We start from the raw sequence: 19,135 nt of genomic DNA, 5'->3' as shown, positions 1-19,135 counted from the left end.
GCAGGAGGTGGGAGCAAGCCCCTCACCGACCTGCGCCATCAGGCTGATCCCGCGACATCGAGACGCTGTCATCGGCCACGCCGTCGAACATGCTGGCCGTGACCTGTTCCTTTAGTGAAACACAAAAAACTTATACATAAACAACTCATATATTGAACCGAGGCTGGCCAGCCCCTGCACGCCTGACACTCATGGGCCCTTCCCTTGCGTGTGGTCAGTTCCAGCGCTTGAGCAGAATCTCGATGAACAGCTCCGCGATCGGTGACAGGGATTCCCCACGGCGCCGCAGCAGGCCAATGGTGCGATCAATGCGTGGCTCGGGCAGCTCACGCTGACACAGCACCTCGTGCTCCGGCCCGGGCATCGCCATCGACGGCAGAATGGCGACGCCAAGCCCGCTCTCGACCAGCCCCAGCGAGGTCGAGAGATGCTGGACCTCGTAGAAGCCGTCCAGATGCAATCCGGCGGACAGCAGGGTGTTGTCGAGCAGAATGCGGTTACCGCTGTCGCGGGAGACGGTGATCAGGCGCACATCATCCAGATCGCTCCACTCGACGCGCTGTTTCTGTGCAAGCGGATGGTCGCGACGCAGTGCCAACACGAAGGGATCACGATAGATGGAGGTGAAATCCACTGCCGGGTGGTGGGCACTGACCATGTTGATACCAAAGTCTGCCTCCCCCGAGACCACCCTTTCGACCCCTTCATTGGCACTGACATCCAGGATGCGAATCCGGATGCCGGGGTAGGCGGTGTTGAACTCGCGCACCACGCTGGGCAGGAAGTAGAAGGCTGCCGTGGGCAGGCAGGCGATGGTCAGCACCCCCTTGCGGTGGGTGGCCAGCTCGCGAGCGCCCACCAGAGAGGATTCGTAATCTTCGAGCAACTTGCGGGCTTTTGGCAGGAAATCACGTCCAATTGGCGTCAGTCGGCTTCTCCGCGTCGTACGCTCCAGCACTTTTGCACCGAGCACTTCCTCCAGTTTCTGGATACGGCGCGACAGGGCCGGCTGCGAGATGTGCAGTCGCTCCGCCGCTTCATTGAAGGAATGATTCTCGGCCACTTCGACAAATGCCGACAGATCCAGAAACTCCAATCTATGCATGCAACTATCCTATTGATTCATTATTCGGATTAATGCGTGTAATGGTGACAGTATAGTTTTTATTTGCATTTGATGCATAGATCATCGGCTGTGATGCTTCAGAAAGGCGCAAACAGACAGGAGCGCGTTCCAACATGATGCATTCACTTCCTTGCATGATCCTACGTGGCGGTACCTCTCGGGGCCCCTTCCTGCGTCTGGATCACCTCCCCGCCGATGACGACGGCCGTCGCGAAGTCCTGCGCCAGGTCATGGGCTCCGGCCACGCATTGCAGATCGATGGGCTGGGCGGCGGCAATTCGTTGACCAGCAAGGTCGCCCTTGTCGGCCCCTCCACGCATCCTGAAGCGGATATCGACTATCTGTTCGCCCAGGTCGATGTGGAGGGCGACAAGGTCGATTTCTCGCCGAACTGCGGCAACATGCTGGCCGCGGTCGGCCCCTATGCCATCGAGACCGGCATGATCCCGGCAAAGGGTGACCTGACCCGTCTGCGGATTCACAACCTCAACACCCGCACCCTGATCGACAGCCAGGTCCCGACACCCGATGGTCGCGTCGCCTACCAGGGCGACACGCGCATCAGTGGTGTGCCCGGCGCCGGCAGTGCCATCAAGCTGGGCTTTCTGGGCGCTGTCGGTGCCAAGACCGGCAAGCTGCTGCCCAGCGGTCAGGTCATCGACGTGATCGAGGGCGTGGAGGTGACCTGCCTCGACTCCGCCACGCCGGTGGTACTGATCGAAGCGGCAAGTCTGGGCTGGGCAGGCAACGAAGCGCCGGCCGAGATGGACGCCAACCGTGACGCGATGGCACGCCTCGAGAAGATTCGCCTCAAGGCGGGGGAATTGATGGGCATGGGTGACGTCAGTGACTCGGTGCTGCCCAAGCCGGTGGTTCTCTCCGCTCCGCGCACCGAGGGCGGCACCCTGTGCGCACGCTACTTCGTGCCGCATCGCTGCCATGGCGCGCTGGCCGTCACGGGGGCCATCACGCTGGCCGTCGCGACCAGTCTCCCCGGCACTCTGGCCAACCGCGTGGCGCTGGCCGCCGGCACCCTGACACCGGGGGCTCTGGCGGAGAAGGTGAAGCTCGAGCACCCGGCCGGGTTCCTGGACGTCGAGGTCGAACACGCCGATGGCGACCCGATGACCCCCAGCCGTGTGTCCCTGCTGCGCACGGCACGCAAGATCATGAATGGCGAGGTGTTCTTGAACCTCCCGGACTCGCTGGAAATGCCTGAACGCGCCTGAGCGCAGTCCGAGCGCGTGCAGGATCGCCAGGCTTTCACGATCGCATGCGACTCAGCGCCGACAACGCCTCGACAAGCGTGACGAAAGTACTGCAGAAGATTGATTTACAATGCATTTGATTGAAATGAAATGACCTCTCTGCGCCGCCATGCAGTTAGCGCATCACTGATTGACAACGCATTCCAACAATAATCAGGAGTCAGACCATGTCCCTCATCGTGTCTACGCCCAAACGCCATGCCCTCAAGCGCCATGCCCGCACCACCGCCCTGGCCGTCATGCTGCCCGTCATGGGCCTGCTGCCGCTGTCTTCCGCCGTGCACGCCGCAGCGGAAGTCCCTGACACCCTGACCTGGACCGTGCCCTTCGGGGTCGGGGGCGGCACCGATGTCTGGGCACGCTTCATGTCCAACTGGGTGACCAGGGACCTGCCGGGCAACCCGGCTGTCGTGATCGACAACGTGCCGGGGGGCGGTTCCATCACCGGCGTCAACCTGTTCAGCAAGCGTGCCGGCGATGACGGCGACGAGATGGTCGTCACCTCGGCCTCTACCCAGTATCCGGCCATGCTGCGCGACCGCCGCGTGCGTTACGACTATGCCGACTGGGAACCGATCCTCGCCGCCCCGACAGGCGGTGTCGTCTATGCCTCAAGCTCGCTGGGCAAGGACAGCGCCAGTGCGCTCAAGGCCCTCGCCTCCCAGACGGTGAAGTTCGCCGGCCAGAACCCGACCGGGCTCGAGATGCCGGTGCTGATGGCGTTCGATCTGCTCGACTTCCAGGTTGATCCGGTCTTCGGCATGAAGAGCCGTGGTGAAGGTCGCCTGGCCTTCGAGCGTGGCGAAGTCGCCCTCGATTTCCAGACCACCTCCGCCTACAGGAGCAACGTCACGCCGCTGGTCGACGCCGGCCAGGCCGTGCCGCTGTTCAGCCTCGGCGTGATGGATGTCGAAGGCCACATCGAGCGCGACCCGTCCTTCCCGGACCTGCCGACCTTCTCCGAGCTGTATCTGGCGCAGGAAGGCCATTCACGCGATGACGAGGCCTATCAGATCTTCCACAAGTTCTTCGCCTCCGGTTACGCCATGCAGAAGATGCTGCTGGTGCCGAAGGGTGTCGATCCAGCATTGCTGGAGCAATACCGTCAGGCGGCACGTGACATGGCCAAGGACCCCGAGTTCCTCAAGGAAGCGGCGGTGAAGGTCGGTCCTTATGGCCTGATGGTCGGCAAGGCGGCAGCGGCGCAGTTGCAAGACGCCATGCAACTGAGCGAAACCCAGCACGAATGGGTCAAGCACTGGCTGATGGAACGACACGGTATTCGCCTGCAATCTCGTTGAAGCCCGCTGACGCTCTCCAGCGCCATGACGCTGGAGAGCGCAAGAAGCACCAGAGAAGAACAAGAGGTTGAGCAACGCCATGATCGACACCCTCCTGTCCAGCATTGGACACGTCTTCACGCTGACGCATCTGCTGTTCATGATGATCGGCATCTTCGTCGGCCTGCTGGTCGGCATCATCCCCGGCCTGGGCGGCATCGCCGGCATGGCGCTACTGCTGCCCTTCCTCTACGGGCTCGACCCCGGTTATGCACTGGGCATGCTGATGGGCATGGTCGCGGTCATCCCGACCGGCGATACCTTCGCCTCGGTGCTGATGGGCATTCCCGGCTCCAGCGCGTCGCAGGCCACGGTGCTTGATGGCTTCCCGCTGGCCAAGAAAGGCCAGGCGGCGCGCGCGCTGACCAGTGCCTTCCTGTCCTCCCTGTGTGGGGGCGTGATCGGCGCCATCATCCTGACCGGCTTCATCCTCGTCGCGCGACCGCTGGTGCTGGCCTTCTCGTCAGCAGAGCTGTTCGTGTTGACGCTTCTGGGTCTGACGATGGTGGCGGTGCTGTCCGGCAAGAACCTGTTCAAGGGCACGGCGGCCTGCGGCCTCGGCCTGCTGGTCGGTGCCATCGGCGCCGCACCGGCGACCGGCGAGTACCGCATGAATCTGGATATCGATTATCTGTACGACGGGGTGCCGCTGATCGTGCTGGGCCTGGGCATCTTCGCCCTTCCGGAGATCGTCGAGCTGCTGCTGGGACGTGGCAGCATCGCCAAGGACGGCAACACGGACCTGGGCAAGGGCTGGTCTGCCGGCATCAAGGATGTGGTCAAGAACAGGTGGCTGGTCGCGCGCTGCGCCGGGATCGGCAGCCTGATCGGCACCATTCCGGGTCTGGCGGGTTCCGTGGTCGACTGGATCACCTACGGCTTCGCGGTCAAGACCGCCAAGGACCCGAGCCAGTTCGGCAAGGGTGACATCCGCGGCGTCATCGCGCCGGAGTCCGCCAACAATGCCTGTGCCTGTGGCGCCATGGTGCCGACCCTGCTGTTCGGGGTGCCGGGCTCCGGGACGGCCGCCGTCTTCCTGGGGGGCCTGCTGCTGCTGGGCCTGGAGCCGGGCGTGTCGATGATCACCACAAATCTGGACATGACCTACACCATCATCTGGTCTTTGGCGCTGGCCAATATCCTGGGCGCGGGCCTGTGTCTGATGCTGGCGCGTCCGGTCGCGCAGCTGACACGTGTGCCCTTCGCCATTCTGGCGCCGGCCATCACCGTGCTGATCCTGTTCGCCGCCTATCAGGCCAGCCGCTCGCTGGGTGACTGGGCCGCGCTGGGCATGATCGGCATGCTGGGCGTGCTGTTCAAGACGGCAGGCTGGTCGCGTCCGGCCTTCCTGATCGGCTTCGTGCTGGCACCGGGTGCCGAGAACTACTTCTATCAGAGCATGCAGTTCCACGGCGCCGAAGCCTTCCTGCGTCCGGGCGTGCTGATCATCCTCGGCCTGATCCTGCTGGCCTTCTTCCTGCCGGTGATCCGCAAGGCGATCATGCGTCGTCGCCAGACCCATGAAGTGGTCGAGACCGCGCCGTCCCCAGAAGAGGATGTGCTGGAATCACGCGGTTTCGGTGGCGTCGACTTCCTGCTGCTGGGCCTGATGGGGCTCGCCGGCCTCTGGGCGCTCTACGACGTCAAGGATTTGATGCCACTCGGCAAGGCCTTCCCGACCCTGGCCGCCTTCATCACGCTGGTCTCGGTGATTGCCGTGGTCTTCAACGGCTGGCGTCGCGGCATGATTCGCGTCAAGCAACCGGCCTTCAAGGCAGTGGGTGTGGTACTCGGCTTCTTCGTGCTGATCGGCGTCAGCGCACTGCTGGGCTTCGTCTCCACCGCCGTGCTGTTCTGCCTGGGCTTCCAGCTCATCGTCGCACGCAAGTCAGCGGCGTTCGCGGGACTCTTCGCCCTGGGCGTCGCGGTCTTCCTGCTCGGGATGCAGGCGGCCATGAATCTGCACTATCCGACGGGACTGCTGGATGACGTGGTACTGCCGATGATTCCCTTCCTGTAAGGCCTCTCGCGCCGCAGACAGCCACGCAACGCAGCGCAAGAGACACCAGGCAACGACAAGAGAACGGGCACCCTGAGGGTGCCCGTTCTCTTTTCACGCCCGACCATGACGAAGGCTGACGGCCAGCAGTGCTCAGTCAGCCCGCTGCGGCCGAGCCCGCACAGCCTGGGGCGAGAGCCCGAAATGACGTCGGTAGGCCGTCGCGAAGTTGCAGGCATGCGCATAGCCGACACGATGCGCCACCTGCTGCACACTCATGCCCTGCAACAAGGCCTGACGTGCGCGCTGCATGCGACATTCGCGCTGATACTGGCTCAGCGAACAACCATAGGTCTCGCGAAACTTCTGGCGCAGACTCGACGCGCTCATGCAGGCAAGCCGCGCCAGTTCCGGCAAGGCATGCTGACGCTCCGGCGCCATCTTCAACCGCTGACGCACCGCCTCGAGATGCCGACACGTACTGCTGGATGTCTCCGGGTACCCCGGCGTCAGCCTCTCGTGAGCCCGTTTCTCTCGTCGATTGGCGTTCGGGGCTCGGCCGTCAGCGCCCCTGTCACGAGCGACCCGATCCTCGGACACCTGACCGGCATGACACTGCCGCGCATGCCGGCGACGCAAGGCACCTCCCAGCAATTGCAGGCCCAGCCCTTGCCATTCCAGCAGACAGCATGTCTCACGAGTGTGCTCTGCACCGTCGAGGCGCTGCGCCAGACATTCCGCCAGCTGCTGACGAAGGCCTGACCCCGGCCGCCACCGGCGAGGCTGAGCCGGCCAGGGGGGCGAATGCAGATCCCACTCGGCAAAGCGCTGCAGGATGTTGTCGGACTGCTGACGTTCATCCTCGATATGCAGCACCACACACCGCAGCCGCCCGGGGAAGTACCCGACGTTCAGAGCATGCGGGGAACCCACCATCGGAGCGCGAAAGACGCCGCCTTCTCCCCGGGTGACATCGACCTGGACTCGCGCCTCTTCCGCGACCTTCTCGCTTGCACTCGAGAGGGGCTCAGGACACGGGCACGTGGCAGTTGGCGTCGCTGCCATGCCCGACAGCCTCAGCGTGCCTTCCAGTATCAGGCAGACATAGAGTCCTTCATGGAAGGGATGCACTTCCTGATAGCCGTCACGGATCGTCAGATCACACAGCACCAGACGCCCTCCGGGCCAGACCGGGATCTCCTTAACCCAGCCGGTGCTGTGTGCATAGCGGACGGACTGCCAGCCCTCTCTCCGCACACCGCACGGAGGCAGGGAGGAAGCATCCTGCTGTCTCAAGCCCTGCTGTCTCAAGCCCTGCTGCATGAAAGCGCCGTTCCCTGGAGTCATGGATAGGTAAGAGTTGCCTCTGGGCGTGCGAGCGACGTGCCATGACATCGAAGAAATCGAGGAATTGACTGCCTCACACCTTTATTTATGCAAATTCCCTTGATAAGAGCTGCTTTAAAATACAACAGATCTCAAAAGCAAAACAATCTCATTCATATTTCGCGCTGCGACTCTCCCCTAACCTTCTCCACTCGCCTTCTTCCACGCACCCTCTCCCGACAGTGCCTCCGACGCCCGCATGTGCGTCGCGATGACAAGCGCCAGGCAATCAACGCCAAAGGTTTGACAGTCACCGGGCATCTGTCACTAATGGTGGCCTATCCACCCAAGGAGCACGCTGCATGTTTCTGCTGATTCTCTTTGCCGCCATCGCCATCGGCATCTCGTTCATCTGCTCCGTGCTGGAAGCGGCGCTGCTGTCGCTTTCCCCAAGCTATGTGGCAAGCCTGCGTGAGCAACACCCCAAGCGCCATGCGGCGCTGGCCACCCTCAAGGACAACATCGACAAGCCGTTGGCCGCCATCCTGACGCTCAATACCATCGCGCATACGGTCGGTGCGACAGGCGTGGGGGCACAGGTGTCCGTCGTGTTCGGCGAGGCCTGGGTCGGCGTTGCCTCGGCGGTCATGACGCTGCTGATCCTGGTGGCCTCGGAAATCATTCCCAAGACCATCGGTGCCACCTACTGGCGTCAGCTGTCCCCGATGCTGCCCGGCGTGCTCAACATCATGGTCATCTCGCTCAAGCCGCTGATCTGGCTGTCGGAAATGATCACCTCGCGGATCGGCAAGCACTCGCATGACATTGATCTGCGTGGCGAGATCAAGGCGCTCGCACAACTGGGGCTGGAAAAGAAGGCGCTGGAAAATGATGAGCAACGCGTCATCACCAACATCCTCAACCTGCATGAGATGAAGGTGCGTGATGTGCTCACGCCACGTCCTGTCTGCCAGACGGTCAGCCCCGAGATGACCGTGGCCGAGTTCAATGACCAGTTGACGGTCTGGCCCTTCAGCCGCTACCCGGTGATGACCGCCGATGAAAGGACACTGGGCATGATCCACCGCGCCGATGCGCATCAGGCCGAACCCACCACTCCGCTCAAGGACCTGATGCGCCCGATCAGCGAACTGCACGCCGAAGACAACGTCGAACAGGCCTTCGCTCGCATGCAGCGCGAGCGCCAGCACCTGTGTGTCGTCTACGACAATCTCGGCAACTGGCTGGGGGTCATCACGCTGGAAGACGTGATGGAGACGATTCTCGGCGAGGACATCATCGACGAGACGGACAACGTGGCCAATCTGCGTCGCTTCGCCCGCCAGCGCTGGATCAAGCGCATCGGTGCCGCCCCCTCGACACCGGACGACGCCCGAGAGAGCTCTTCACAGAACGACACATCACCTACAGAACACAAGGCATCAACGGAGGACTCCAAGCCCGGCCAGTCGTGACATGGACTGCGCGAGCCCCGCACGCGTCAGGCGTGAAACCACCGCCACGCTGAACGACAGAAGCCCCGTGACAGCCAGACAGGAGACTGGCCATCACGGGGCTTCTGTGTCGAAAGGCATCGTGCATCGTGAGATGACGAGGATTCAGCTGGCCTTCGCCGTCTCCCTGGCCTTTTTCCGGACATACAAATGCACGGAACCGCCTTTGACAGGGCGTTGCCATTTGTCCAGATACTCCAATTGCTGAATCACGCCCCCCAGCTTGCTGGCACCATGATCCGCCGGCGTGAAGCCGGGCATCTTCTTTTTCAGGTAACTTCCCAGCGCTGACAGGGCCGTCCAGCCATCCGTCTGTGGCAGCTCGTTCAGTGCATTGAGGATATGCGACCTCAGCTGTCGCTGTGCCTTGGTCGGCTTGACGAGGGTGACCGTCTCGGCCGGCGGCTTGCTCGGGGGCTTCTTCACGACAGGCGACTTGCTCGAGGGCTTCGCCACGGCGGGCGTATCCGGCTCCCTGCGCAGACACTCGGTATGCAGGAAACTGTCACAGGCGGAAACGAAGGGTTGAGGGGTCTTGGCTTCTCCGAAGCCATGCACGCGCATGCCGCTTTCCCTCAGACGTGTCGCCAGGCGCGTGAAATCACTGTCCGAGGACACCAGACAGAATCCCTCCACATTGCCCGCATACAACAGATCCATGGCATCGATGATCAAGGCGGAATCCGTCGCGTTCTTGCCCTGGGTATAACGGAACTGCTGGATAGGCTGAATGCCATGGTGCAGAAGTGGCTCCTTCCAGGGCGTCAGATTGGAGGTGGTCCAGTCCCCATAGGCGCGCTTGATACTGGCGATTCCCAGTTTCGCGATCTCCGCCAGCAATTCCTCACAGACGGCTGCCTGGGCATTGTCTGCATCAATCAGTACCGCAAATCGATCTTTTCCCGTTGGTGACATGTCTCGCTCCATGATCTACGTCACAGGAGTCTCAAGGTCGCTCCTTGGGTCAATATGTCATGAATCCTGCAAGACAATCACTCGGTAAATCGTCGTTTACTCACGTACGCTGAGCTTCCTCTGCGTCAAACCCCGCGATCAAGGCATCCATCAGCATTCTCACCCGGCGCGGCAGAATCGACGTCTCCGGGCGGACGAGGAAGATGCTGGTATCGGCACCGTCACCGCGAATGTCTTCCAGCAGCGGGATCAAGCGCCCAGAGGCCAGGTCATCGGCGATCAGATAGTACGGCAGACAGGCAACGCCACGCCCTCCCAGACAGGCGGCGTGCAGGGTTTCCAGGGAGTTGGAGAGGAAGCCGCAGCGCATCTCGGGCAGTGACGTGAGTCCCCAGGCGTTGAAGCCACCGGGGAGATTCAGGATCAGGCTGACATGCTCCGCCAGATCCGGCACTGAGCGCGGCGTGCCATGTCTTGCCAGATACTCCGGCGATGCACAGATGACACGCTGATTGGTGGCCAACCGCCTGGCGATCAGGCCGGGCTCGGGCTTTGCGGTGCTGCGGATGGCCAGATCCATCCCCTCATGCACCAGGTCGACCACGGCATCCGTCAGGGTCAGGTCCACGATGACCTCGGGATAGCGCTCCATGAAGCGCATCAGCAACGGCATTACCTGCAATTTCCCCAGTGCGTTGGAACACGAGAGACGAATGCGCCCCTTGAGTGCACCACTGCCCTCGGCGATCTCCTGCTCTACATTGCGCAGCCGCTCCTGCAGCTCACGTGTCTCCGAGGCATAGAGCTGACCCGCTTCACTCAGGCGCATCCGCCGTGTGGAGCGAATCAATAACTGCGCGCCCAGGCGCTGCTCGAGATGCGCGATGCGCTTGCTGATCGCCGAGTGGGTAATACCGAGCTGTCGCGCGGCTCCCGTAAAGGTGCCGGCATCGACCACGGCATGAAAGATATCGAGATCCGTATACGTTTTCATATGTTCCATTGGCTCACGGATGCTGTGCTCACACACCGGATTATCACCAGACACTGCCCATGTCACCATGGCATCTGTTCCTTACATGCCATATTCAGTGCCCAGAGACATCGCCACCATGATAGATCAGCCGACCGCTTCCACCCTGTTCACGCCCTTCACGCTGCCTTGCGGGCGAGTGCTCGCCAATCGCCTCATCAAGGCCGCGATGTCGGATTCTCTCGGTGATGGCACGGGACATCCGAGTGACACCCAGATTCGCCTCTATGAGCGCTGGGCGGAAGGCGGCGTGGCGGCGGCGCTGGTCGGGGAAGTACAACCGGAGCACCACCATGCCGAGAAGCCCGGCAATCTGGTCCTCAATGCGCAGTCCGACCTCGCGGCCTTCACGCAACTGGCGCAGCGCGGCCAGCAGCACGGAGCCGAGCTCTGGCTGCAGCTCGGCCATGCCGGCGCAATGGCCTACCCACCGACCAGTACGCCACATGGCCCCAGCGCGCTGGATATCCCCGGGCTACATTGCGAGGCCATGAGTCTGGAGGCCATCAAGGCCTTGCCTGCCGCCATGGCAACCACGGCGCGCCTGGCTCGTGACGCCGGGTTTGGCGGGGTTCAGGTACATGCCGCGCATGGCTTTCTGCTCAGCCAGTTTCTGTCTCCCCTCTTCAATCAGCGCACGGATGACTACGGCGGTAGCCTCGACAACCGCATGCGGCTGATGCGTGAGGTGATCATTGCCGTGCGTGAGGCCGTTGGCCACGACTACCCGGTGGTGGTGAAACTCAACTCGAGTGATCAACTTGAGGGCGGTTTCGAGGAGGCCGAAGCGCTACAGGTGATAGCAGCGCTCGATGAGCTGCCCATCGATCTGATCGATATCAGTGGCGGCACCTACTTCCCCGGCGCCAGCTCCGCGTCGGACGCCAGTGCCAGCGGCCCCTACTTCGTCGAGTTCGCCAGGCGCGCACGCGCGGTGACGACCCTGCCGCTGATGGCGACCGGCGGCTTCAAGACTCTGGCGCAGGCCGAAGACGCCGTGGCACAGGGCGCCGTCGATCTCGTCGGCCTGGCCCGCCCACTGGCGCTGCACCCGTCACTGCCCACGCTATGGCGAGCGGGAGAATGCCCTGCGCCAGAATTCCCGCGTTTCAGCGCGCCGCCGGAAGGTGGGGTGACCGCCTGGTATACGCTGCGCCTGACCCAGCTGGGCGAGGACCGTGAGCAGGAATCACTGGGCGAACTGGAGACGGTGCTGGCCGACTATGAAGCCCGCGACGCCGCACGCGCCGAGACCTGGAACGCGCACTTCGCCGACTGTCTCCGCGACTGAGCCGCTTCTCGAAGTGGCCAGATACACGAACGCCGCAGCGCTGATGCTGCGGCGTTCATGTGACCAGCGCCTCAGACAGGGGCTCCCTTCAGAGGCGGCAATGAGGCTTCTTCAAGCGGCGCAATACACACCGACTGAAGGAGCCTCACTGCCACCGCTACCCCCTTGTTGCTTGCCATTGCGCTGGTAGCTGCCCTTGCCCTTGCGCGCCTTCACGACACGCTGCTTGAACATCGGGGTACGCAGCACTGCCTTGAGGGCGTTGTCCTGCACCTTGCGCTTGTGAGTCATGGTGTCTTCTCCTGTGGCCTCTCTGTCACCGGCCCAGTATACGCCCTTTCGCCATGCAGAGTGATCAACCTCCGCTTCCCCCTCGTCGCTGGTCTGGTGAGTGAATAGCCCCGCAGATCCTCTAGAAAATCCTCCAGCGAGGATCATTCGATAATCTGGCACCCTTTTCCCTTCTGATTTCTGTTCTTTCTCCATTCTCACGCCACACACTACTCCGACACTACGTTCACATCCTTCTCACACCCTTATTTACTCCACACCTCAAAATCACGAGCGCCAGCCTGCTTGACAAAGAGGATATTTTAGCCCACCACCCGCTTGACAAATTACGCATTGAAGAGACAGAAAATCATCCACCTTCCAAGCGGCATTGCAACACGGAAATCTTCTTTTTTCTACACAGAAAAACACGCCAGACAACGCCATAGAAATCCACCACGACATAAAAAAGATGCTGAAAATCAACAATTTACCAAATAACTACACCAACCATGAGCCGATAAACCACATCCTTCATCCTGGCCATTCTGGAGAAAGACACAATCCACAAGGATCTTGCCACTAAAGCCTAAACACTCTCATGATCGTGTACACTTCATGCACTCAGAATCAATACCTCACATTTGAGATGACGCATCATTTCTGCGAGGATGCCTCACGTTCCGCGAGCCGTAGATGGCTCTCAAGGCAATAAAAAATACGCCTTCCGTGCTCAGGCTCAGCGAAATGACAGGTGGCCAGTCAACTGGATTCCTTACCTTTCCAGGCCACCCAAGCGCTGGAAAATGCTCATTATTATCGCGATCCACTACAGAGGAAAAAGCACCTGGTCAACACGACATCCCGCAACGCGGGGTTCACGGAACACGACGTCTCATTACAGTCTCAACAGGAAATACCCATGACAAAACGCATTGCGATCATTGGCGCAGGGCCGAGTGGCCTGGCACAGCTGCGCGCCTTTCAATCTGCCGCTGACAAGGGTATCGACATTCCCGAGATAGTCTGTTTTGAAAAGCAGAGCGACTGGGGCGGCCTGTGGAACTACAGCTGGCGCACCGGTCTCGATCAAAATGGTGAACCCGTCCACGGCAGCATGTACCGCTACCTGTGGTCCAACGGCCCCAAGGAATGTCTGGAGTTCGCGGATTATTCCTTCGAGGAGCACTTCGGCCACCCCATCGCCTCATACCCGCCTCGCGCAGTCATCTTCGATTACCTCAAGGGTCGGGTCGAAAAGGCGGGCGTGCGCAAGTTCATTCGCTTCAATTGCCCGGTGCGCCATGTCAGCTTTGACGACACCCGCCAGCAGTTCACCGTCAGCGTCCATGACCAGCAGTCGGACACGGTCGTTCAGGAGCAGTTTGACCACGTCATCGTCGCTTCCGGTCACTTCTCGACCCCCAACGTGCCTGAGTTCCCGGGGTTCTCGGAGTTCAATGGCCGTATTCTGCATGCACATGACTTCCGCGATGCGCTGGAGTTCAAGGGCAAGGATCTGCTGCTGATCGGCAGCAGCTACTCTGCCGAAGATATCGGTTCACAGTGCTACAAGTATGGCGCTCGCAGCATCACCACCAGCTATCGCACCGCCCCGATGGGCTTTGCCTGGCCGGAGAACTGGGAAGAGAAGCCGCTGTTGCAGAAAGTGGACCGCGACACCGCCTATTTCCGCGATGGCACCCACAAGAAGATCGATGCCATCATCCTGTGCACCGGCTACCTCCATCACTTCCCGTTCCTCGATGAACCGCTGCGCCTCAAGACAGCCAACCGCATGTGGCCGCTCGGTCTCTACAAGGGCGCTGCCTGGGAAGCCAATCCGCGCCTGTTCTATCTCGGCATGCAGGATCAGTGGTACACCTTCAACATGTTCGATGCCCAGGCATGGTGGGTGCGTGACGTGATTCTCGGTGAGATCGCGCTGCCCAGCCGCGAGGCCATGCAGGCAGACAGTCAGGCATGGCGTGACCGGGAAGAGACGTTGGACAGCGATGAATCGATGATCCGCTTCCAGGGCGATTACGTGAAGTCACTGATTTCCAAGACGGATTATCCGAGCTTCGATATCGACGGCGTCAATCGCACCTTCCTCGAGTGGGAGCACCACAAGCACGAGAACATCATGACCTTCCGTGACTACTCCTACCGCTCGCTGATGACCGGCACCATGGCCCCGCGCCATCACACGCCCTGGCTCGACGCGATAGATGATTCGCTGGAAGCCTTCCTGGCACAGCCCGACAAGAGCGCTGGACAAGCAGGCGGCGAGACAGCCACCGAACGCTCCCTCGCGACTGACAAGGTCTGAGTGACGGACAGGATCTGATTGACTGACGGCCTTGTGTCACCTGACATGTGACGTCGGGCCCACAGAATGCACAACGCCGCGAAGCATGGCTTCGCGGCGTTGTGCATTCTGTGGTTGCGGAGCAAGAAGGCCCCGATGGATCAGAGGGTCTTCTTGCTGCGGAATGACACTTTCTCATGGCGCAGGATATTGACGCTCAACGAGATGCAGACGCCAGCCGCGATCAACAGACTGACCGCCACCATCCCTGAATTGCTGAAGAAGAACGCATAGTTGGCAGCATGTACCGCAGTATCGACAGTTTCCATGACAAGACTCCTGGAGAAGAAAGAAAACGAATCGGCCCGTTCGCTCCGTCACTGGCTGGCAGCCAGACTTCAGGACAGATGGCAACGAACCCTGCAACAAACGAGCCAATCCTCATGCGGGTAATCGTCAGAACCGACTCAGCTGATATCGGGACGCTTGTCCATCGGTGCTGCCACTACCCCACCGGAACGTGCCGGAACGCTGGAAGATGACTCGGTTGCCATGCTCTCCGGGTAGGCCTTGGCCGGCACTTCGAACAGGTCCAGCCCGAGCACTTCGACATGCGGCGGCACGCGCAGCAGGTTGAACTTCTTGAGCAGATAGGCAACGCCCCAACCCGGCACGAAGCCCGTCACTGCCATCACCACCGCGCCTGTCAGCTGCCCGGTGAAGGAGACATCCGGCACGCCTTCGCCGACATTCGGGAAGCCCGCGGCGAAGACACCCACCAGTACCACACCGTAGAAACCGCAGAAGCCATGTACCGCGAAGGCGCCGACGGAGTCGTCCAGGCCACGCTTCTCGAGCAGCGCGCCGATCTTCGGCATCAAGGCGCCACCGGTGACGGCCAGTACGAAGGCCAGGCCCGGGTTGTAGAGATCCAGCCCCGCCGCGACGGTGATGATGCCGCCCAGTGCACCGGACATGGTCCAGAACGGGTCACGCGAGGACAGGTAGGCGCCGATCACGCCGCCACCGAAGCCCATCAGGGTATTGAAGGCGAAGGCCGAAAGGTTGGTGCGATTGCCATAGATGGTGGTCCAGCCGATGTCACCGGTGTTGAAGATGATGCATCCGCCGAGGAAGCCGAAGAAACCGACGATGATCAGCATCAGCCCGATCAAGGTCATCGGCATGTTGTGGGGCGCGATCACCTGCGGCTTGCCATCGTCACTGTACTTGCCGATACGCGCGCCCAGATTGAGCAGCACGCCCAGCGCGAAGAAGCCGGCCACGGCATGCACCACGCCCGCCGCGCCGACATCGTGGTAGCCCAGCTTGTGCAGCATCCAGCCATCCGGATGCCAGCCCCAGGCACCCGCCAGGATCCAGACACCCGCACCGAGAATCACCGCCAGTAACAGGAAGGCGCCCAGGCGGATGCGTTCGATCACCGCCCCCGAGAGAATCGAGCCCGTGGTCGCACCGAACAGGGCAAAGGCCGCGAAGAAGATACCGGTGCCCATGTCATCGGCGTCCGGGCGCATGCTCGCGCTCCACGGCAGTGCCGCGGAAGCCTCGATGGGAATCAGCCCGTTGGGGAAGGCGTTGTAGATCCACCAGCCCACGAAGTAGAAGGCGGGGATGATCGAGGCCAGCGTCAGCACGTTCTTCATGCCGGACGCCAGGGCATTCTTGGAACGGGAGGCACCGATCTCATAGGCCAGAAAGCCTGCGTGGATCAGGAACATGATGGCGGTACACCACCAGTAGAACACCTCGATGTTCATCGCCTGGTGCATATCCAATATGCTTTGCAACGTCTTTTCATCCATCGTCTTTTCTCCTTTTCCGGGCCGGGTCTGCCACCGCATGCCTGCCGGTGGAAACCCTGTCTGCCCGAAGGTTGTTGTTGTTTTTCAAGGGGGACCTGCTGGATAAAGCAAGCGACATGCCAGATGACCCCTGATGGGCACCTTCAGCAATACGTTGTTTTCATTGATATCTTCTCGAAATCGTGGACACCTCTTCACATATGAAGCCCGGAAATCACCACCTGGCAAGAGGGTGTTCGTTATTGAGGCAGGCAGGCGGCGTCCTGCACCGTGATATGACGTGAGTCGTACTGCATATACGGATCGTCACCGGCCAGCCTCACGCGCGAGGTCTCGGTCATGCGTCATGCATCACTCAGCTGCGCACCTTGAGACGCTCAGGATCATGGAAAGGCAATGTCACCACCTCGGCGACGAGACGCTTCTGGTGACCATCCAGCTGACCGATCTCAAGCTGCGTTCCGGGGCTTGAGAAATCCGGGGCGAGACGACACATGGCGATGGACTGGTTGAGCAAGGGAGAGCGGGTCGCGCTGGTGATCACCCCGACCGGATAGCGCCCGTGATAGACGAGGTCGCCGTGGCTGACCAGCTCGCTGCTGTCCACCCTCAGGCCCATGATCCGATGGCGGGATTCCGGCGTCTCGCGCTGCATGGCCGCACGCCCGATGAAATCATCCTCCTTGCTCTTCATCGGCACGGTGAAGCCGATGCCCGCCTCGTAGGGAGACGTCTGCGGGCAGAATTCATGGCCAGCGAAGATCAGCCCCGCCTCTATCCTCAGCATGTCGAGGGCATCCAGCCCCAGCGGCGCGATGCCATGCGGCTCACCGGCCGCCCAGATCGCCTCCCACACGGCCGGGGCGTCATGCGGATGACACCAGACTTCATAGCCGAGCTCACCGGTATAGCCGGTCCGCGACACCATCAGCGGGATGCCATTCGGGCCCGCCAGACGACCGACCATGAAGCGGAACCAGCCCAGCGTTTCCACCTCCGGCTGGGTACGCGCATTCCAGATCAACGGCGCCAGCACCTCGCGGCTCTTCGGCCCCTGCAGCGCGATGTTGTGCAGCTGATGGGTGGAGTCGCGCACCGTGACGCGATAGCCCTGCTGCTCTGCGAGATCCCGCAGCCACTGGCCACTGGCCGGATCACCACAGATCCAGCGGAAGGTCTGCTCGCCCATGCGGAACAGGGTGCCGTCATCGAGCATGCCGCCGGTTTCCTGACACATGGCGGAATACACCACTTCTCCGATGGAGAGTCGGCGCACGTTGCGGGTCAGCGCATATTGCAACAGGCGTTCGGCGTCCGGTCCGGCGACCTCGAACTTGCGCAATGCGGAGAGATCCATCACCGCGACCCGTTCGCGACAGGCGAGATACTCCGCCTTGGCCCCCCACCCCTCGTAATGGGTGGCCAGCCAGTAGCCGTGGTAATCGATGTACTGCTTGGTCAAGGCGGAGGTGCAGGGATGGAAGGCGGTGGGCAATGTCATGCGCGGCAATTCCTCGGGCCGGTTGCGATAGGCGATACCGCGGGGGAAGTCATGTTCAGCGGCGTAGATACGCACATGGATATCGGTCGGCACCCAGCCGTTGGCGGCGTCGATGTCGTCCGGACAGGCGGATGAGGCACAGATGAGGTCACGGTCGGCGCGCAGCAGCACATAGTCGCCGGGTCGTGACCAGGGCTCATCCACCGCCAGGGTGCCGCAGGGCTGTACCCAGGTATTGAAGAAGAAGTTGATGGCCGGCCAGCTGGCACGCTGTCGGATGCCGTGAGACGCCGACAGGGCATTGTTGAAGTTGACCGTGCAGCTGTCGTGACCGAAGTAGCCGTGGTGTTCGTAATACTGCGGCGAGCAGGCAAGCATGAAGCTGTCATGACGTCCGACCGTGTCCTGGATCACCTCGAGCATCGGATGCAGGTGCTGATCAAAGAACACCGAATACAGTCCCGGATTGGGCATGCAATGCCCGGACAGGCTGCGCGTGGCGCCGGCATCCAGCCCCAGCTCCTCGCCCCGTGCCCAGGCAGTGGCGTCGAAGGCCACGAAGTCGGAGCACTGACGCCCCGCCACATCGATGATCTGGATCCACTCGCCCTGCTTGACCTCATAGACCTCGACCGTCCCCGCCGCGACTCTCGTCTCTTGGCGGATCGGCGCCAGCGGCACCGGCAGATGTTCCAGCCCCACAAGCCCGGTGCAGAAATGGGACACCTCAAGCTCGGTGGCCAGCCGCTCTCCTTCGATCGTCATGTCACTGCCGGGGGCCAGCAGAATCAGGCGTGCGGCAGGCGCTTCCAGCGGCCAGCGAATCTCGGCCGGCAATCCGGCCGCTGACAGGCGCTGCCAGTACGCTGGCGGGCAATGCGCGACTCCCAGCGCCTCCAGGCGTGCCTGAGTGTGCGGACTCCTATTGCCAGACATCTCCTGTGCCTCGCTGGCCTGAGGCTGACTGGCGAAGGCGTGATCTCCCTGGCTGACAACGCTCGCGAAGTGCGCAAGCGACGCCTCGATTGTCGTGCCTGCCCCCTTCACCGCTTCGCGGGGGCTTTCCCCGCTCTGCTGTGCCGCATCGGCGGCTTCATCACCCCTAGCCTTCAGTGCCAGCCACTCACAGGACTGCGCACCGTCAACGGATGACACCTGCACGCTATCGCCGGGCGACAGATCAAGTGCCAACACCTCCAGGCCGGCGATTCGGTAACGATACGGCTGGCTCGGCGTGGCAGCGGGTATCTCGACTGCAAGTCCCATCCTGGTGATACCTCTTGTTGTCATGGCAGGCGAGCCAGTCGAAGGAAGTGCTCGAAGGGCAAGCCTGGATCAGATGTGCCTGGATGGTGCATGACCCCTTGCGCCGCGCACCACGTTCTTCATGGTTAATTAAATTTACTCTCAGTAGA

Annotated in this window: 14 protein-coding genes; 6 read left to right on the top strand and 8 right to left on the bottom strand. The window is 61.6% G+C overall.

Annotated elements, in window-relative coordinates; all coding sequences use genetic code 11:
* Nucleotides 1–214 precede the first annotated feature (214 nt).
* Nucleotides 215–1,105 carry a LysR family transcriptional regulator gene (locus OW493_RS09160; RefSeq protein WP_289863927.1) on the bottom strand — a complete coding sequence of 297 codons (891 nt, stop codon included), beginning with the start codon at nucleotides 1,103–1,105 and terminating at the stop codon, nucleotides 215–217.
* Nucleotides 1,106–1,239: 134 nt separating this feature from the next.
* Between OW493_RS09160 and OW493_RS09155 the strand changes: the two genes are divergently transcribed.
* The 3 genes from OW493_RS09155 to OW493_RS09145 all read left to right on the top strand — a co-directional run bounded on the left by OW493_RS09155 (nucleotide 1,240) and on the right by OW493_RS09145 (nucleotide 5,754).
* Entirely contained in the window at nucleotides 1,240–2,355 is a 1,116-nt protein-coding gene (locus OW493_RS09155) for a 4-oxalomesaconate tautomerase (RefSeq protein WP_289863926.1), read from the top strand.
* Between the two features lie 206 nt (nucleotides 2,356–2,561).
* Nucleotides 2,562–3,695: a tricarboxylate transporter gene (locus OW493_RS09150; protein WP_289863925.1), complete on the top strand. Its 1,134-nt coding sequence runs from the start codon at nucleotides 2,562–2,564 to the stop codon at nucleotides 3,693–3,695.
* Nucleotides 3,696–3,774: 79 nt separating this feature from the next.
* On the top strand, nucleotides 3,775–5,754 hold the full coding sequence (locus OW493_RS09145) for a tripartite tricarboxylate transporter permease (RefSeq protein ID WP_289863924.1): 1,980 nt from the start codon (nucleotides 3,775–3,777) through the stop codon (nucleotides 5,752–5,754).
* A 132-nt stretch (nucleotides 5,755–5,886) separates the two neighbouring features.
* Here the strand turns inward: OW493_RS09145 and OW493_RS09140 are convergent, their stop codons facing one another.
* Nucleotides 5,887–6,903, bottom strand: a complete 1,017-nt coding sequence (locus tag OW493_RS09140; protein WP_289863923.1) for a helix-turn-helix transcriptional regulator — start codon at nucleotides 6,901–6,903, stop codon at nucleotides 5,887–5,889.
* A 518-nt stretch (nucleotides 6,904–7,421) separates the two neighbouring features.
* On the opposite strand from OW493_RS09140, the gene OW493_RS09135 reads away from it, so the two are divergent.
* Nucleotides 7,422–8,534, top strand: a complete 1,113-nt coding sequence (locus OW493_RS09135; protein WP_084208453.1) for a CNNM domain-containing protein — start codon at nucleotides 7,422–7,424, stop codon at nucleotides 8,532–8,534.
* Nucleotides 8,535–8,678: 144 nt separating this feature from the next.
* Here OW493_RS09135 and OW493_RS09130 read toward each other — a convergent pair whose 3' ends face one another.
* Both OW493_RS09130 and OW493_RS09125 read right to left on the bottom strand, forming a co-directional pair.
* Entirely contained in the window at nucleotides 8,679–9,488 is an 810-nt protein-coding gene (locus tag OW493_RS09130; protein WP_176503859.1) for an NYN domain-containing protein, read from the bottom strand.
* A 100-nt stretch (nucleotides 9,489–9,588) separates the two neighbouring features.
* Nucleotides 9,589–10,482 (bottom strand): LysR family transcriptional regulator, encoded by an 894-nt coding sequence (locus OW493_RS09125; RefSeq protein ID WP_289863922.1) that lies wholly within the window; start codon nucleotides 10,480–10,482, stop codon nucleotides 9,589–9,591.
* Between the two features lie 118 nt (nucleotides 10,483–10,600).
* Between OW493_RS09125 and OW493_RS09120 the strand changes: the two genes are divergently transcribed.
* Nucleotides 10,601–11,812, top strand: a complete 1,212-nt coding sequence (locus OW493_RS09120) for an oxidoreductase (RefSeq protein ID WP_289863921.1) — start codon at nucleotides 10,601–10,603, stop codon at nucleotides 11,810–11,812.
* A gap of 111 nt (nucleotides 11,813–11,923) precedes the next feature.
* Here OW493_RS09120 and arfA read toward each other — a convergent pair whose 3' ends face one another.
* Nucleotides 11,924–12,103, bottom strand: coding sequence for an alternative ribosome rescue factor ArfA (gene arfA / locus OW493_RS09115; protein WP_077371234.1), 180 nt, complete (start codon nucleotides 12,101–12,103; stop codon nucleotides 11,924–11,926).
* Nucleotides 12,104–13,004: 901 nt separating this feature from the next.
* Between arfA and OW493_RS09110 the strand changes: the two genes are divergently transcribed.
* Nucleotides 13,005–14,414 carry an NAD(P)/FAD-dependent oxidoreductase gene (locus OW493_RS09110; protein WP_289863920.1) on the top strand — a complete coding sequence of 470 codons (1,410 nt, stop codon included), beginning with the start codon at nucleotides 13,005–13,007 and terminating at the stop codon, nucleotides 14,412–14,414.
* A 140-nt stretch (nucleotides 14,415–14,554) separates the two neighbouring features.
* Here the strand turns inward: OW493_RS09110 and OW493_RS09105 are convergent, their stop codons facing one another.
* The 3 genes from OW493_RS09105 to OW493_RS09095 all read right to left on the bottom strand — a co-directional run bounded on the left by OW493_RS09105 (nucleotide 14,555) and on the right by OW493_RS09095 (nucleotide 18,986).
* Entirely contained in the window at nucleotides 14,555–14,722 is a 168-nt protein-coding gene (locus OW493_RS09105; protein WP_289863919.1) for a hypothetical protein, read from the bottom strand.
* Nucleotides 14,723–14,860: 138 nt separating this feature from the next.
* A complete protein-coding gene (locus OW493_RS09100; RefSeq protein WP_077371230.1) occupies nucleotides 14,861–16,219 on the bottom strand; it encodes an ammonium transporter in 1,359 nt (452 codons plus the stop codon).
* Between the two features lie 355 nt (nucleotides 16,220–16,574).
* Complete coding sequence (locus OW493_RS09095; protein ID WP_289863918.1) at nucleotides 16,575–18,986, bottom strand: aminomethyltransferase family protein; 2,412 nt, start codon at nucleotides 18,984–18,986, stop codon at nucleotides 16,575–16,577.
* Between the last annotated feature and the right edge of the window lie 149 nt (nucleotides 18,987–19,135).

The organism is Cobetia sp. 14N.309.X.WAT.E.A4, from assembly GCF_030397495.1.
Taxonomy (GTDB): domain Bacteria; phylum Pseudomonadota; class Gammaproteobacteria; order Pseudomonadales; family Halomonadaceae; genus Cobetia; species Cobetia marina.
This window is presented reverse-complemented; position numbering and strand designations above follow the sequence as displayed.

Bases quoted from the DNA above. Each gene is read 5' to 3' on its own strand.
- OW493_RS09160 (WP_289863927.1), bottom strand. From the start codon at position 1,105: ATGCATAGATTGGAGTTTCTGGATCTGTCGGCATTTGTCGAAGTGGCC.
- OW493_RS09125 (WP_289863922.1), bottom strand. From the start codon at position 10,482: ATGAAAACGTATACGGATCTCGATATCTTTCATGCCGTGGTCGATGCC.
- OW493_RS09150 (WP_289863925.1), top strand. From the start codon at position 2,562: ATGTCCCTCATCGTGTCTACGCCCAAACGCCATGCCCTCAAGCGCCAT.
- OW493_RS09105 (WP_289863919.1), bottom strand. From the start codon at position 14,722: ATGGAAACTGTCGATACTGCGGTACATGCTGCCAACTATGCGTTCTTC.
- OW493_RS09100 (WP_077371230.1), bottom strand. From the start codon at position 16,219: ATGGATGAAAAGACGTTGCAAAGCATATTGGATATGCACCAGGCGATG.
- OW493_RS09130 (WP_176503859.1), bottom strand. From the start codon at position 9,488: ATGTCACCAACGGGAAAAGATCGATTTGCGGTACTGATTGATGCAGAC.
- arfA (WP_077371234.1), bottom strand. From the start codon at position 12,103: ATGACTCACAAGCGCAAGGTGCAGGACAACGCCCTCAAGGCAGTGCTG.
- OW493_RS09120 (WP_289863921.1), top strand. From the start codon at position 10,601: ATGATAGATCAGCCGACCGCTTCCACCCTGTTCACGCCCTTCACGCTG.
- OW493_RS09145 (WP_289863924.1), top strand. From the start codon at position 3,775: ATGATCGACACCCTCCTGTCCAGCATTGGACACGTCTTCACGCTGACG.
- OW493_RS09155 (WP_289863926.1), top strand. From the start codon at position 1,240: ATGATGCATTCACTTCCTTGCATGATCCTACGTGGCGGTACCTCTCGG.
- OW493_RS09095 (WP_289863918.1), bottom strand. From the start codon at position 18,986: ATGGGACTTGCAGTCGAGATACCCGCTGCCACGCCGAGCCAGCCGTAT.
- OW493_RS09135 (WP_084208453.1), top strand. From the start codon at position 7,422: ATGTTTCTGCTGATTCTCTTTGCCGCCATCGCCATCGGCATCTCGTTC.
- OW493_RS09110 (WP_289863920.1), top strand. From the start codon at position 13,005: ATGACAAAACGCATTGCGATCATTGGCGCAGGGCCGAGTGGCCTGGCA.